Origin of the sequence: Streptomyces hawaiiensis (assembly GCF_004803895.1) — a bacterium.
In the GTDB taxonomy this organism is placed as follows: Bacteria; Actinomycetota; Actinomycetes; order Streptomycetales; family Streptomycetaceae; genus Streptomyces; species Streptomyces hawaiiensis.
This window is the reverse complement of the sequence record NZ_CP021978.1, coordinates 6,309,899-6,324,057: the sequence shown is the minus strand read 5'-3', so window position 1 is coordinate 6,324,057 and position 14,159 is coordinate 6,309,899. Positions and strand designations below refer to the sequence as shown.

General features: G+C 70.5%; 13 protein-coding genes and 1 pseudogene. 5 read left to right on the top strand and 9 right to left on the bottom strand.

Annotated features, from left to right (window positions below; genetic code table 11):
* Window positions 1-132 precede the first annotated feature (132 nt).
* Window positions 133-1,467, top strand: coding sequence for a 4-aminobutyrate--2-oxoglutarate transaminase (gene gabT, locus CEB94_RS29325; RefSeq protein WP_175435029.1), 1,335 nt, complete (start codon window positions 133-135; stop codon window positions 1,465-1,467).
* Between the two features lie 163 nt (window positions 1,468-1,630).
* Window positions 1,631-1,855: pseudogene (locus tag CEB94_RS41130) on the top strand (phosphatase PAP2 family protein); the annotation flags it as partial.
* Here CEB94_RS41130 and CEB94_RS29320 read toward each other — a convergent pair.
* Complete coding sequence (locus CEB94_RS29320) at window positions 1,855-2,736, bottom strand: NAD(P)-dependent oxidoreductase (RefSeq protein WP_175435028.1); 882 nt, start codon at window positions 2,734-2,736, stop codon at window positions 1,855-1,857. The pseudogene CEB94_RS41130 and the gene CEB94_RS29320 overlap by 1 nt on opposite strands.
* 115 nt (window positions 2,737-2,851) lie before the next feature.
* On the opposite strand from CEB94_RS29320, the gene CEB94_RS29315 reads away from it, so the two are divergent.
* Complete coding sequence (locus tag CEB94_RS29315) at window positions 2,852-3,178, top strand: winged helix-turn-helix transcriptional regulator (RefSeq protein ID WP_175435027.1); 327 nt, start codon at window positions 2,852-2,854, stop codon at window positions 3,176-3,178.
* A gap of 7 nt (window positions 3,179-3,185) precedes the next feature.
* Here CEB94_RS29315 and CEB94_RS29310 read toward each other — a convergent pair whose 3' ends face one another.
* Window positions 3,186-4,877 (bottom strand): acyltransferase, encoded by a 1,692-nt coding sequence (locus CEB94_RS29310; RefSeq protein WP_175435026.1) that lies wholly within the window; start codon window positions 4,875-4,877, stop codon window positions 3,186-3,188.
* 56 nt (window positions 4,878-4,933) lie between these two features.
* On the opposite strand from CEB94_RS29310, the gene CEB94_RS29305 reads away from it, so the two are divergent.
* Entirely contained in the window at window positions 4,934-5,605 is a 672-nt protein-coding gene (locus CEB94_RS29305) for a phosphatase PAP2 family protein (protein WP_175435025.1), read from the top strand.
* On the opposite strand, the gene CEB94_RS29300 is transcribed toward CEB94_RS29305, so the two are convergent.
* The 7 genes from CEB94_RS29300 to CEB94_RS29270 form a co-directional block, all read right to left on the bottom strand.
* On the bottom strand, window positions 5,587-6,057 hold the full coding sequence (locus CEB94_RS29300; RefSeq protein WP_175435024.1) for a hypothetical protein: 471 nt from the start codon (window positions 6,055-6,057) through the stop codon (window positions 5,587-5,589). The two genes, CEB94_RS29305 and CEB94_RS29300, sit on opposite strands and share 19 nt — an antisense overlap.
* 141 nt (window positions 6,058-6,198) lie before the next feature.
* Window positions 6,199-7,617, bottom strand: a complete 1,419-nt coding sequence (locus tag CEB94_RS29295) for an NAD(P)/FAD-dependent oxidoreductase (RefSeq protein ID WP_175435023.1) — start codon at window positions 7,615-7,617, stop codon at window positions 6,199-6,201.
* A gap of 18 nt (window positions 7,618-7,635) precedes the next feature.
* Complete coding sequence (locus CEB94_RS29290) at window positions 7,636-8,436, bottom strand: ABC transporter permease (protein WP_175435022.1); 801 nt, start codon at window positions 8,434-8,436, stop codon at window positions 7,636-7,638.
* Entirely contained in the window at window positions 8,437-9,366 is a 930-nt protein-coding gene (locus tag CEB94_RS29285; RefSeq protein WP_175435021.1) for an ABC transporter permease, read from the bottom strand.
* Entirely contained in the window at window positions 9,366-10,520 is a 1,155-nt protein-coding gene (locus tag CEB94_RS29280) for an ABC transporter ATP-binding protein (RefSeq protein ID WP_175435020.1), read from the bottom strand. Before CEB94_RS29280 ends, CEB94_RS29285 begins: the two co-directional genes overlap by 1 nt.
* Window positions 10,517-11,764, bottom strand: a complete 1,248-nt coding sequence (locus tag CEB94_RS29275; protein WP_175435019.1) for a polyamine ABC transporter substrate-binding protein — start codon at window positions 11,762-11,764, stop codon at window positions 10,517-10,519. The genes CEB94_RS29280 and CEB94_RS29275 overlap by 4 nt, the downstream gene beginning before the upstream one ends.
* A 57-nt stretch (window positions 11,765-11,821) precedes the next feature.
* Entirely contained in the window at window positions 11,822-13,357 is a 1,536-nt protein-coding gene (locus CEB94_RS29270) for a gamma-aminobutyraldehyde dehydrogenase (protein ID WP_175435018.1), read from the bottom strand.
* Window positions 13,358-13,556: 199 nt separating this feature from the next.
* On the opposite strand from CEB94_RS29270, the gene CEB94_RS29265 reads away from it, so the two are divergent.
* Window positions 13,557-14,132, top strand: coding sequence for a riboflavin biosynthesis intermediates N-glycosidase (locus CEB94_RS29265; RefSeq protein ID WP_175435017.1), 576 nt, complete (start codon window positions 13,557-13,559; stop codon window positions 14,130-14,132).
* Window positions 14,133-14,159 lie beyond the last annotated feature (27 nt).

Genomic DNA, 14,159 nt, shown 5'->3' with positions numbered 1-14,159 from the left:
TCCACCCCGGACAACGCGCTCCGCCGACAACGCCCACATGGAGCATGCCCACCCCCCTTCTCCCGCCCTAGCCTGCGAGAAAAGAAGCCGAGCGTCCGTAAGAGACCATCCGCACCACCCCAGGAGCCCCGCATGACCGCACTTCCGCAGGAGCGCCGCGTCGTCACCGCCATTCCCGGTCCGAAGTCGCAGGAGCTGCAGGCTCGGCGTACCGCCGCGGTCGCGCAGGGCGTGGGGTCCGTGCTGCCCGTGTTCACGGCGCGGGCGGGCGGCGGGATCATCGAGGACGTCGACGGCAACCGGCTGATCGACTTCGGGTCGGGCATCGCCGTGACGTCCGTGGGCGCCTCCGCCGAGGCCGTCGTACGGCGGGCGTCGGCGCAGCTCGCCGACTTCACCCACACCTGCTTCATGGTCACGCCCTACGAGGGGTACGTCGAGGTCGCCGAGGCGCTCGCCGAGCTGACCCCCGGTGACCACGCCAAGAAGAGCGCCCTGTTCAACTCCGGCGCCGAGGCCGTCGAGAACGCCGTGAAGATCGCCCGGGCGTACACCAAGCGGCAGGCCGTCGTGGTGTTCGACCACGGCTACCACGGCCGCACCAACCTCACCATGGCGCTGACCGCGAAGAACATGCCGTACAAGCACGGCTTCGGCCCGTTCGCCCCCGAGGTGTACCGGGTGCCGGTGGCGTACGGCTACCGCTGGCCGACCGGGCCTGAGAACGCCGGCCCCGAGGCCGCCGCGCAGGCCATCGACCAGATCAGCAAGCAGGTCGGCGCGGAGAACGTCGCCGCGATCATCATCGAGCCGGTGCTCGGCGAGGGCGGCTTCATCGAGCCGGCCAAGGGCTTCCTGCCGGCGATCAGCCGGTTCGCGAAGGACCACGGCATCGTCTTCGTCGCCGACGAGATCCAGTCCGGCTTCTGCCGTACGGGCCAGTGGTTCGCGTGCGAGGACGAGGGCATCGTCCCGGACCTCATCACGACGGCGAAGGGCATCGCCGGCGGTCTGCCGCTCGCGGCCGTCACCGGGCGCGCCGAGATCATGGACGCCGCGCACGCCGGCGGCCTGGGCGGCACCTACGGCGGCAACCCGGTCGCCTGCGCGGGTGCGCTCGGCTCGATCGAGACGATGAAGGAACTCGACCTCAACGCCAGGGCGAAGAACATCGAGGCCGTCATGAAGGCCCGCCTCACCGCCATGGCCGAGAAGTTCGACCTCATCGGGGATGTCCGGGGCCGGGGCGCCATGATCGCCATCGAGCTGGTCAAGGACCGCGCCACCAAGGAGCCGAACCCGGAGGCGACCGCCGCACTCGCCAAGGCCTGCCACGCCGAGGGCCTGCTGGTCCTGACCTGTGGCACCTACGGCAACGTGCTCCGTTTCCTGCCCCCGCTGGTGATCGGCGAGGACCTGCTGAACGAGGGCCTGGACATCATCGAGCAGGCGTTCTCCCGCATCTGAACCGCCCTCGCGCGCATCTGAGCCACCGTCCGGGCAGGTGAGCCGCCCCGGTTCCGCTACCGGGGCGGCGAGCTGCAGAGCCTGTGAAGAAGGTGTGCGAGGTGGATGACAGGGGGCCCTACGGCCTGTCCTGCGCCCCGCCCCTGTCGTAGGTTCTACCCAGATGAGAGATACACCCCGCCCACAGGGGACTGTGGGTGACATCAGGCCGGGGCCTCCCCAGCTTCGACCTGGTCGTGCCCTCGCGCACACAACCGGAGCCTGAGGCTCTGGATCTCCTCACCGATCGGACAGTCGCCCGCCCCAAACCCCCCGGGGCGCGCGACGTTCCGGTCCGGACGGCCGCCCCGGAACCACCCCCCCTGTTCCGGGGCGGCCGACCTCCCTCTACGCCCCCTTCCTGAGCATCTCGGTGAGTGCCGAGACGCTGTGCGGGCCGTGACCCGCCTCGGCCGCCCTCCGCAACAGGTCGTTCAGGGGTACCAGCCAGGCGGTGTCGACGTTCGCCTCCTCCGCCAGGTCCGCGTCATGGGCCGCGCCCGCGAGGAAAAGGTCCACCGAACTCGCGCCGTCGCTGTAGTCGCCCCTGTCGATCTCCGCGGCGTAGACCGGCAGCAGTGCCTTGATCATGTCCAGCCACTTGCCCGCGAACCGCACCATCGACTCCACCCGCAGTCCCCGCGCCTGGACGGCGGCGGCCCCCTGGAAGAAGCCGACGAGCGCGGGCAGCAGCATCGCGCCCACGGCCATCTCGTACAACGCGGCGAGATCGGGTTCCTCCCCGAGGTGGAGGGTGTCGCCTCCCAGCACCCTCAGAGTCGCTCCGTACTCCTCGAAGACGCCCCGGTCACCGCTGTAGTAGAGGAGGGTGTCCGGTTCTCCCACCGCCGCAGGTACGTTCTTGACCGCGCCGGCGAGCAGGCGGGCGCCGTGCGTGCCGGCCCAGGCGGCCGTTTCGCGGGCGTCGGCGGGGGAACCGCTGTTCAGGGTGACGAGGGCCCGGCCCCGTAGCGCCCCGGCGGCCGGCCGTAGCGCCGCGCGGGTGTCCGCGAAGGTGGTCAGGCAGGTCACGACCAGCCCGCTCGCCCCGACCGCGTCCGCGACCGACGCGGCGTGCACCGCTCCCTGCTCCACCAGGGGCTCGGCTCGGGCCGGGGTGCGGTTCCAGACCGTCGTCGGATGTCCTGCCGCCAGAAACGCTCCGGCGAGTGCCCGGCCCATCGAACCCGTCCCGATGACGGTCACTGGCGTGCGGTTGTCCCCAGCCATGTTTCTCTCCCTTGTTCTCCGTACGGGAATCCATGCTGGGTGGTCGCGTACATTCCCTCAAGTACCTACTTTTTTCTCGGGTACTGACAGTTTTGTTCGTATGGAGGGGCGAAGGATGAAGCGGACGTACACGTGTGGGCTGGATGCGGCGATCGCCGTCATGGGCGGCAAGTGGAAGGGTCTGATTCTGTTCTCGCTCGGGGAAGGCCCTTTACGCTTCGGTGAGTTGCGGCGCGCGGTGGCCGGCATCAGCGAACGGGTGCTGATTCTTCAGCTGCGGGAGATGGAGAACAGCGGTCTGGTGCACCGGGAGGTGCACCAGCAGGTTCCGCCGAAGGTGGAGTACTCGCTGACGGAATTCGGCCGTTCCCTCAATGCCGCGATGGCGCCGCTCGGGGAATGGGGCGAGGACAACCTTCAGCGGATCGAGGCCATTCCGTGAGGGGAATTCATTGCCTTTCGGTTGTCGGCGCGGGCTCCGGGCGGTGAATCCCCCGCGGGCGGTAGCCCAGGACGTCGGCCAGGCCGAGAGCATCCGCGAGCAGCCAGATGATCGCGAGCCACATCTCCGTGCCCTGCAGCCCGGGTTCACGGCCCGGCCCGGTGCCGTCGGACGTGGGGCCGAAGCCGAAGCCCTGGCCGGGGTGCCAGCGGCGCAGGGCGGCGGAGAGCTGGGTCGCCGCCCAGGCGCGGGTCTCCTCTCCACGGTGCGTGGTCTGCCGGCCACAGAGCCACAGAGGGTGGATCACGTCCAGGACGTTGCAGGCGTTCTCGCGGCCGGGCGCGAAGTGGCGGGTGTCGCGCGCGTGGTCGAGGACGGTGTCGATCACACGCTCCGGGTACGGCACGGGCAGGCCGAACTGGGCGAAGGAACCGCGGGTGAGCCGGTAGTAGCCGTTGACCATCTGCAGGCGCCCGGACTCCTGGCTGGGTGAGCCCCACATCCCGGTCCACGGGTCGGCGTGGGTGTGCAGCCAGCCGAACAGCGCCTCCAGCGCGCCCGGCGCGGCCGCCTCGCCTCCGGCGCACAGGTTCCAGTGCGCGGCGGTGGCCCAGGAGTCGACCCACGCCCCGGCGTGCCAGGCACGGCCGTCCCAGGGCAGTGCGCCGAGGTGCCGGACCAGCCGGTCGGCCGTCGTGGTCCGCACCGCATGGACCGGGTGGGCGAAGGAACTGCCGAGCAGGTCCAGCGCGTAGCCGACGCACAGCACGTGATAGGCCGGGGGCCCGTCGTCCTCGGGCAGCCCGGCCGGTCCGGGCAGCGGCGGGGCCGCGCCGTACTCGGGGACCAGACCGGTGGCGGGGTCCTGCGACGCCCGGAGCCGCTCGACGTGCCCGGCGGCCGGCAGGTGCGACGGTACGTCTCCGAGGAGCAGGTCGGCGATCTCGACGGCGTCGCAGTGGGCCCGCACGGTCGGCTCGCTGCCGGGCCGGTCGGCGTAGCGGCCGGTGTCCGGACGCCAGGAGCGGTTCAGCAGATCGGTCGCCTGAGCCCGGGCGGTCTCGGCGAAGGCCGCCAGTTCCTCGGCGAGGGTCTCGGTGCCGGCCGGGCGCTTCGTCCCGCGCGGCTCGCGCCGGTCCCGGATCCGGCGCGCCGGGTTGCCCGCCGCCACCGACCACGCCGGCAGGTCCTTCGTGACGACCGCCCCCGCGCCGACGACGCAGTGGTCGCCGATGGTGACCCCGTCGACGACGACCACGTGCGAGCCGATCCACACGTCGTCACCGACCGTGATCCCCCGGCTGGTGACCGGCTGCTGATGGACCGGCAGGCCGGGCGCGGAGCCGTGGTTGAAGCCGAGCAGCGAGCTGTGCGCGCCGATGCGCACCCCGTCTCCGAGGGTGACGGTGCCCCGCACCACCGTGAAGGGATTGACGGTGCAGTCGGCGCCCGTGCGTATCTCGCCGGTGACGTAGGCCTGGGCCGCGATGTACGAGCGGTCGCCCAGGTGCAGGAGGTCCGGGTACACCGCGGCCGTCTCCGCCACGAAGCAGCCTTCGCCCAGACGCACCTCCCCGGGCCCGGCGAGCAGCCGCTGCTGCCGCTGATCCTGTGCGGCGCGCTGCTCCTCGGAGGCCTGTCCGGCGAAGAGCCAGGGGCAGTGGTCGAAGAGGCCGGCGTCGTGGGACGGCTGGTTCACGTGATCCTCCGCAGGGGCCGCTGGTCGGCGTCTGTGCTCGTGCCAAGCTGTGCCCCATGCCGATCTCCGCGAACCAGGAACGCGCCACGCTCCCGGGCTCCGTCGCCCTCCTGCTCGCCCTTCCGGCCCTCCTCTTCGCCCTGATCACCTGGCAGGTCGTCGCCGACGGCCCGCTCGTCCGGCTCGACGAGCGCCTCAGCCGCCTCCTCGTGAACCCGGACCGCTGCTCCGAACTCCTCGCCGACCTGGGCAACATCCAGGTCGCGGTCCCGGTCCTCGCCGTCGCGCTCGGATACGTCGCCGTACGCCACCGTCGCGCCGGCGCGGACCGCTGGTGGCTGCCCGTCGCCGCGGCGGCCCTGCTCATGGCCCTGGTCCCGGCGCTGGTCGTCCCGCTCAAGGTGCTCACCGACCGCCCGGGCACCCCGGCCGTCCCGCCCGGTACCGGCTACTACCCCTCGGGCCACACCGCCACCGCCGCCATCGCCTACGGCTCCGCGACCCTGCTCCTGCTCCCCTGGCTCCGCACGGCCCTGGCCCGCCGCGCTCTGATCACCCTCTGCGTCGCTCTCGTCCTCGGTGCGAGCTACGGCCTGGTCCGCCGCGGCTACCACTGGCCCCTGGACGTGGTGGGCAGCTGGTGTCTGTGCGCGGTGCTCCTGTCGTCGCTGTGGCTGTTCGTCGGGACGGCGAAGACACCCGGGCGGTCTCACGCACCGGGGCCCTGACCGTCGTTCTCCGTCGCCAGCCCCGCCGCCGCCTCGTGCATCGCCAGTTCCAGCAGGGCCGGATCCGTCAGCAGGCCCGAGCCGTCCGGTGGGACCAGCCAGCGGACGCCACCGGGTGAGGAACGGCCCGGGTACGGCACCACGATCCAGGTGCCCGCGCCCGCCGTGCGGATGCCCGTGCCGAGCCAGCGGGCCGCGGTGCCCGGCGGCACGAAGAAACCCATGCGCGCGTCACCGAAGTCGACGAGCACGGGCCCCGGCCGGTCGAGGACACGGCTCAGCACGTCGAGCGTGGCGTAACCGAGTTCGCCGGGCAGGATGAGCACGTCCCAGGCGCTGCCTGCCGGCAGCAGCGCGACCCCGAGCGGGTTGCGCTCCCACTCCCAGCGGCAGGCCTCGGGGTCGGGTGCCACGGATGCGAGCCACTCGACCGCCGTCTTCGGACCGGTCATCGGAAAGACCCCCTTCTCTCTCGCGGATCTCGCGGACGCGCGGGGCGTCCGGAGGCCATCACGAGGGAGACGGGGGTTCCCCCCCGGTCATTACGCGGGTTCCGGCAGCTCGTTGGGGTGAACCGGATCACACTCGGTCGATCAGCTGTCGAATCCCAGCCCCAGCCGGTCCATCGTGCGCAGCCACAGGTTGCGGCGACCGCCCTGGGCGTCCGCGCGGGCCAGGGACCACTTGGTGAGGGCGATGCCCGTCCAGGCGAACGGCTCGGGCGGGAACGGCAGCGGCTTCTTGCGGACCATCTCCAGTTCGGTGCGCTCGGTGCGCTCCCCCGCCAGCAGGTCCAGCATCACCTCGGCGCCGAACCGGGTGGCGCCGACGCCGAGGCCGGTGTACCCGGCCGCGTACGCCACCCTGCTCTGGTGCGCGGTGCCGAAGAACGCCGAGAAGCGGGAGCAGGTGTCGATCGCGCCGCCCCAGGCGTGGCTGAAGCGAACGTCCTCCAGTTGCGGGAAGCAGGTGAAGAAGTGCCCGGCGAGCTTGGCGTAGGTCTCGGGGCGGTCGTCGTACTCGGCGCGGACCCGGCCGCCGTAGGGGTAGATCGCGTCGTAGCCGCCCCAGAGGATCCGGTTGTCGGCGGACAGGCGGAAGTAGTGGAACTGGTTGGCGCTGTCGCCGAGGCCCTGGCGGTTCTTCCAGCCGATCGAGTCGAGCTGCCCGGCGGTGAGCGGCTCGGTCATCAGGGCGTAGTCGTAGACCGGGACGGTGTACGAGCGGACGCGTCTGACCAGGTTCGGGAAGATGTTGGTGCCGAGGGCGACCCGGCGGGCGCGGATCCGGCCGTAGGGGGTGCGTACGGCCATGCCGGCCCCGTACGGCTTCAGGGTCAGGGCGGGGGTGTGCTCGTAGACGCGGACGCCCAGCTCCACGCATGCCCGCTTCAGGCCCCAGGCGAGCTTCGCCGGGTTCAGCATGGCGACGCCCCTGCGGTCCCACAGGCCCGCCTGGAAGGTGGGTGAGTCGACCTGCTCCCGTACGGCGTCGGCGTCCAGGAACTCGACGCCCTCGGCCAGGCCCCGGCGGGATGTCTCCTCGTGCCACTCGCGCAGTTCCCGCGCCTGGTAGGGCTCGGTGGCGACGTCGATCTCGCCGGTGCGTTCGAAGTCGCAGTCGAGGGAGTGCCGGGCGACGGCCGCCTCGATCGCGTCGAGGTTGCGGTCGCCCAGCTCCTGGAGCTTGTGGATCTCGTCGGGCCAGCGGGCGAGGCCGTTGGGCAGGCCGTGGGTGAGGGAGGCGGCGCAGAACCCGCCGTTGCGGCCGGAGGCGGCCCAGCCCGCCTCGCGGCCCTCCACCAGCACCACGTCCCGCTGCGGGTCGCGTTCCTTGGCGATCAGCGCCGTCCACAGCCCGCTGTAGCCGCCGCCGACGACCAGCAGGTCGCAGGTCTCGGAGGTGGTGAGGGCGGGTTCGGGACGGGGCCGGCCGGGGTCGTCCAGCCAGTACGGGACCGGCTGGGCGTCGGAAAGCGAACGGGTCCACTGATTCATGGCGCTCGGGGCCATGATGTCAACTCCCTACGGTTAAGCCTTTTGTCTGTTGCGGCGGTTTCCGGCGAGCATGGAAACCAGGACGAACAGTACGGCGACGACGAACATGGTCGTGCCGATGACATTGATCTGAACGGGCGTTCCGCGCTGCGCCGAGCCCCAGACGAACATGGGGAACGTGACGGTCGAGCCGGCGTTGAAATTGGTGATGATGAAGTCGTCGAAGGAGAGCGCGAAGGCGAGCAGGGCGCCCGCCGCGATGCCCGGAGCCGCGATGGGCAGCGTGACCCGGACGAAGGTCTGGAACGGGCCCGCGTACAAGTCCCGTGCCGCCTCCTCCAATTTCGGGTCCATCGACATCACACGCGCCTTGACGGCCGTGACCACGAAACTCAGGCAGAACATGATGTGGGCGATGAGAATCGTCCAGAAGCCCAGCTGGGCGCCCATGTTGAGGAACAGGGTGAGCAGCGAGGCGGCCATGACGACCTCGGGCATCGCCATCGGCAGGAAGATCAGCGAGTTCACGGCGCCGCGGGCGCGGAACCGGTAGCGGACCAGGGCGAAGGCGATCAGGGTGCCGAGGAGTGTGGCGCCGAGTGTCGCCCAGAACGCGATCTGGAGGCTGAGGGACAGCGATCCGCACAGTCCGGAGACGCCGCACGGATCCTTCCAGGCGTCCAGGGAGAACTGCTGCCATTCGTAGTTGAAGCGCCCCTTCGGTTTGTTGAAGGAGAACACCGTCACGATGACGTTCGGCAGGAGCAGATAGCCGAGGGTCAGCAGTCCCGCCAGGACGACGAGATTTCTCTTGAGCCAGTTGACGAAGGGCATTTAGACCAGATCCTCCGTCCCGGACCTGCGGATGTAGAGCGTGACCATGAGCAGAATGGCCGCCATGAGAATGAAGGAGAGCGCCGCGGCCGTCGGATAGTCGAGCACTCTCAGGAACTGCGTCTGGATGACGTTTCCGACCATGCGGGTGTCGGTCGAGCCGAGCAGATCGGCGTTCACGTAGTCACCGGCCGCCGGAATGAAGGTGAGCAGCGTGCCGGAGACGACGCCCGGCATCGACAGCGGGAAGGTGACCTTGCGGAACGTCGTCGAGGGGCGTGCGTACAGATCGCCGGCGGCCTCGTGGAGCCGTCCGTCGATGCGCTCCAGTGAGGTGTAGAGCGGCAGGATCATGAACGGCAGGAAGTTGTACGTCAGACCGCACACCACCGCGAGGGGCGTGGCGAGGACGCGGTCGCCGGCGGTCCAGCCGAGCCAGCTGGTGACGTCCAGGACGTGCAGCGTGTTGAGCGCGCCGACGACCGGGCCGCCGTCCGCGAGGATCGTCTTCCAGGCGAGGGTGCGGATCAGGAAGCTGGTGAAGAACGGCGCGATCACCAGGATCATGATCAGGTTCCGCCAGCGGCCCGCGCGGAAGGCGATCAGATACGCCAGCGGGTAGCCGAGCAGCAGGCACAGGATCGTCGCCGTGCCGGCGTAGAGCACCGAGCGGACGAACTGCGGCCAGTACGCGGACAGCGCGTCCCAGTACGTGGCGAAGTGCCAGGTGACCTTGTAGCCCTCCTCCAGGGAGCCCGTCTGCACGGACGTGGAGGCCTGGTAGATCATCGGCAGCGCGAAGAAGACGACCAGCCAGAGGATGCCGGGCAGCAGCAGCCAGTACGGCGTCCAGCGGCCCCTGCGCTTCGGGGGCTTCGGTTCGGGGGCTTGCGGCGCGAGGGGTGGTGGCGCCTCGGTGAGTGTCGACATCAGGCCGCCTCTTCCACTCCGGCGTCGGCGTCCTGGGCGGCGTCCAGGCCGAAGGTGTGGGCCGGGTTCCAGTGCAGGACGACCTCGGCGCCGGGCACCAGGCGGGGGTCCCGGTCGATGTTCTGGGCGTAGACCTCGAAGTCGGAGCAGACCGGGCTGTCGACGACGTACTGCGTGGAGACGCCGATGAAGCTGGAGTCGGCGATCCGCCCCGTGATGCGGTTGCGGCCCTCCGGGATGGCGCCGGCGTCGTCCGCGTGGGTGAGGGAGATCTTCTCCGGGCGGACGCCGGCCAGCACCTTGCCGCCGGTCGTCGTGGGCGCGGAACAGCGCGCCTCCGGCAGGACGAGTTTGCCGCCGCCCGCCTTCAGCACGATCTCCTCGCCGCTCCTGGAGTCGACCTCGGCCTCGATGAAGTTGGAGGTGCCGAGGAAGTTCGCGACGAAGGTGGTGCGCGGGTTCTCGTAGAGGTCGGTGGGCGCGCCCAGCTGCTCGACGCGGCCCGCGTTCATCACGGCGACCGTGTCGGCCATCGTCATGGCCTCCTCCTGGTCGTGGGTGACGTGGATGAAGGTGATGCCGACCTCGGTCTGGATGCGCTTGAGCTCCAGCTGCATCTGGCGGCGCAGCTTCAGGTCGAGGGCGCCGAGCGGCTCGTCGAGCAGGAGCACCTTGGGGTGGTTGATCAGGGCGCGGGCCACGGCGACGCGCTGCTGCTGGCCGCCGGAGAGCTGGTGCGGCTTCTTGCGGGCCTGCTCGCCGAGCTGCACGAGCTCCAGCATCTCCTCGACCTGCTTCTTCACCGACTTCAGGCCGCGCCGGCGCAGGCCGAAGGCGACGTTCTCGAAGATGTCGAGGTGCGGGAAGAGGGCGTACGACTGGAAGACCGTGTTCACCGGCCGCTTGTACGGGGGCAGCGCGGTGACGTCCTGGTCGCCCAGGTGCACGGTGCCCGACGTGGGCTCCTCCAGGCCGGCGATCATGCGCAGGGTGGTGGTCTTGCCGCAGCCGGAGGCGCCGAGCAGGGCGAAGAAGGAGCCCTGCGGCACGGTCAGGTCGAGCGGGTGCACGGCGGTGAAGGCGCCGTAGGTCTTGGCTATGCCCGTGAGGCGGACGTCGCCGCTGGGGTCTGTCTTGTTCGTCATGGTGGTCACGCCCCCGTCAGCTTCGCGAACTTCGCTTCGAACTCGGTCTCTTCCTTCGAGCTCAGCGAGCGGAAGGCGTGGGACTTGGCGGCCATGGCCTTGTCGGGGATGATCAGCGGGTTGTTCGCCGCGTCCTCGTCGATCTTTTCCAGCTCGGCCTTCACGCCGTCGACGGGGCACACGTAGTTGATGTACGCGGCGAGTTCGGCGGCCGCCTTCGGCTCGTAGTAGAAGTCGATGAGCCGCTCGGCGTTGGTCTTGTGGCGGGCCTTGTTGGGGATCAGCAGGTTGTCGGTCGACGTCACGTAGCCGCTGTCCGGGATGAGGAAGTCGATGTCGGGGCTGTCCGCCTTGAGCTGGACGACGTCCCCGGCCCAGGCGACGCAGGCCGCGAAGTCGCCGCTGGTCAGGTCCGAGGTGTAGTCGTTGCCCGTGAAGCGGCGGATCTGGCCCTTGTCGACGGCCTTCTGGAGGCGGGCGACGGCAGCGTCGTAGTCGTCGGCGGTGAAGTCCGCCGGGTCCTTGCCCATGTCGAGCAGGGTCATGCCGATGCTGTCGCGCATCTCCGACAGGAAGCCGACCCGGCCCTTGAGCTTGGGGTTGTCGAGCAGGTCGGATATCGACTTCACCTCGACGCCGTCGAGGGCCTTCTTGTTGTACGCGATGACGGTGGAGATGCCCTGCCAGACGTACGAGTAGGCGCGGCCCGGGTCCCAGTCGGGGCTGCGGAACTGGGCCGACAGGTTGGCGTAGGCGTGCGGCAGGTTGCTCGGGTCGAGTTTCTGCACCCAGCCGAGGCGGATGAGGCGGGCGGCCAGCCAGTCGGTGAGGACGATGAGGTCGCGGCCGGTGTCCTGGCCCGCGGCGAGCTGCGGCTTGATCTTGCCGAAGAACTCGTTGTTGTCGTTGATGTCCTCGGTGTACGTGACCTTGATGCCGGTGCGTTGCGTGAACTGCTCCAGCGTCGGGTGGTGCTTGCCGCTGTCGTCGACGTCCATGTACTCGGTCCAGTTGGAGAAGTTCACCGTCTTCTCCTTGGCCGAGTGGTCCTGCGCCGAGACGCCGCCCTTGGACTGGCCGGCTGCCGGGATGCCGCAGGCGCTCAGCGCCCCGAGGCCGCCGGCCGCGAGCGCCCCGCCCGCGGAGGCGCGCAGCAGGGACCGCCGGGTGAGGGCGGCCCTGCCGTTGGTGACACTCCGCCGCATGGCGGCCACTTGGGCCGGGGACAGGCGGTCGGGCTCGTACTGCTCCATGCGCGTGGTTGCCCTTTCGGAGGGTGGGCGGCCGGTGGTCAGGCGGCCTGCGTACGACTATCGGTCCCCGAAGACGGTGCGGTGCCAGTCCTTCGCGGCCACCGCGGTGTTGTCGAACATGACGTGCTTGATCTGGGTGTACTCCTCGAACGAGTACGCGGACATGTCCTTGCCGTAGCCGGAGGACTTGTAGCCGCCGTGCGGCATCTCGCTGATGATCGGGATGTGGTCGTTGACCCACACGCAGCCCGCCTTGATCTCGCGCGTGGCCCGGTTCGCCCGGTACACGTCCCGGCTCCAGGCGGAGGCGGCGAGCCCGTACGGGGTGTCGTTGGCGAGCGCGAGGCCCTCGTCGTCGGTGTCGAACGGCAGCACGACCAGGACCGGTCCGAAGATCTCGGACTGGACGACCTCGCTGTCCTGGGCCGCGTCGGCGATCAGGGTGGGCCGGTAGTAGGCGCCCTTGGCGAGCTCGCCCTCGGGTGCCTCGCCGCCGGTCACCACGCGCGCGTAGGCCCGCGCCCGGTCGACGAACCCGGCGACCCGGTCCCGCTGGGCGTGCGAGATCAGCGGGCCGAGGTCGGTCCCGGCGGCGAAGGGGTCGCCGAGCCGGACCGTCTCCATGAGCGCCGCGGTCCGCTCCACGAAGGCGTCGTACAGCGGCCGCTGCACGTACGCGCGCGTGGCGGCCGTGCAGTCCTGCCCGGTGTTGATGAGCGCGCCCGCGACCGCGCCGTGGGCGGCGGCCTCCAGGTCGGCGTCGTCGAAGACCACGAAGGGCGCCTTGCCGCCGAGCTCCAGGTGGAGGCGCTTGACGGTGGCGGTGGCGACCTCGGCGACACGCTTGCCGACGGCGGTGGAGCCGGTGAAGGAGGTCATCGCCACGTCCGGGTGGCCGACGAGGTGCTCTCCGGCCTCCCGGCCGGTGCCGGTGACGATGTTGATCACACCGTCCGGGATCCCGGCGTCGGTGGCCGCCCGCGCGAAGAGCAGTGAGGTCAGCGGGGTGAGCTCGGCGGGCTTCAGGACGATGGTGTTGCCCGCGGCGATCGCCGGGAGGATCTTCCAGGCGGCCATCTGCAGGGGGTAGTTCCAGGGGGCGATCGACCCGACGACCCCGATGGGCTCGCGCCGGACGTACGAGGTGTGGTCGCCGGAGTACTCACCGGCGGACTGGCCCTGCAGAAGACGTGCGGCACCGGCGAAGAAGGCGGTGTTGTCGATGGTCCCCGGGACGTCGAACTCACGGGTCAGCTTCAGCGGCTTGCCGCACTGGAGCGACTCGGCGCGGGCGAAGTCCTCGGCCCGGTCGGCCAGGACCGCGGCGAACCGGTGCAGGGCGTCGGACCGCTCGCCGGGGGTGGCTCCCGCCCAGCCGGGGAAGGCCGCGCGGGCGGCGGCGACGGCCCGGTCGACGTCGGCCGTGCCCGCCAGCTCGTAGGTGAGGACCTCCTCACCCGACGCCGGGTCGGTGACGGCGTGCGTGCGGCCGGAGGTACCCCTGGTCAGGCGCCCCGCGATGTACTGCGCGCCCTGCGCGAAGCGCTCCTCGGCCGGAAATCGGTCCGGGGTGGCAGTGCCCGGGTTGTGCATGTCGCTCTCCTCCGTGTCCCCTGATGGGGCCGGCGTGGCTCAGGCTCGATTTGAGTGCCGATCCTGACAGAGGTATGCCACTCCAACAAGTGATTCCGTTGTTGATTTTTGGTTACGCGACGGAATCTGTCGACCAGGTGTCGAGTTCGCCGCGAAAAGGCAGGACGCTGTGTCAGTGGCGCGTGCCAGACTCGCGTGCATGGAGAAGATCACGGGGGCGGTCGGCTCGCAGGAGGACCTGATCAGGGCGGTCCGCGCGGGGGCCAGGGTCAAGTATCTGCACTTCTGGGGGCATCGGCCGCGGCCGGACGGCCGGATCGGTGCGAGCTGTCTGAGCCAGTGGTGGCCGTCGCCGTTCACGGTGGACGGCGCGGTGTACGCGACGGCCGAGCACTGGATGATGGCGGAGAAGGCCCGGCTCTTCGAGGACCCGGCGGCGGAGCGGGCCGCGCTGGCCGCCGGGCATCCCGCCGAGGCGAAGAAGGCCGGGCGGCTGGTGCGCGGGTTCGACGAGACGGTGTGGGTGCGGGAGCGGTTCCGGATCGTCGTCGAGGGCAGCGTCCACAAGTTCGCCGCGCATCCCGCACTGCTGGCGTACCTGCTGGGCACGGGCGACCGGGTGCTGGTCGAGGCGAGCCCCGTGGACCGGGTGTGGGGCATCGGGCTGGCCGCGGACGACGAGGCGGCGATGGATCCGCAGCGGTGGCGGGGGCCGAATCTGCTGGGGTTCGCGCTGATGGAGGCGCGGGAACGGCTGCGGACGGCGGGAGCATGAGTGAGGGGCCGGCCCCCTGGACCGGCC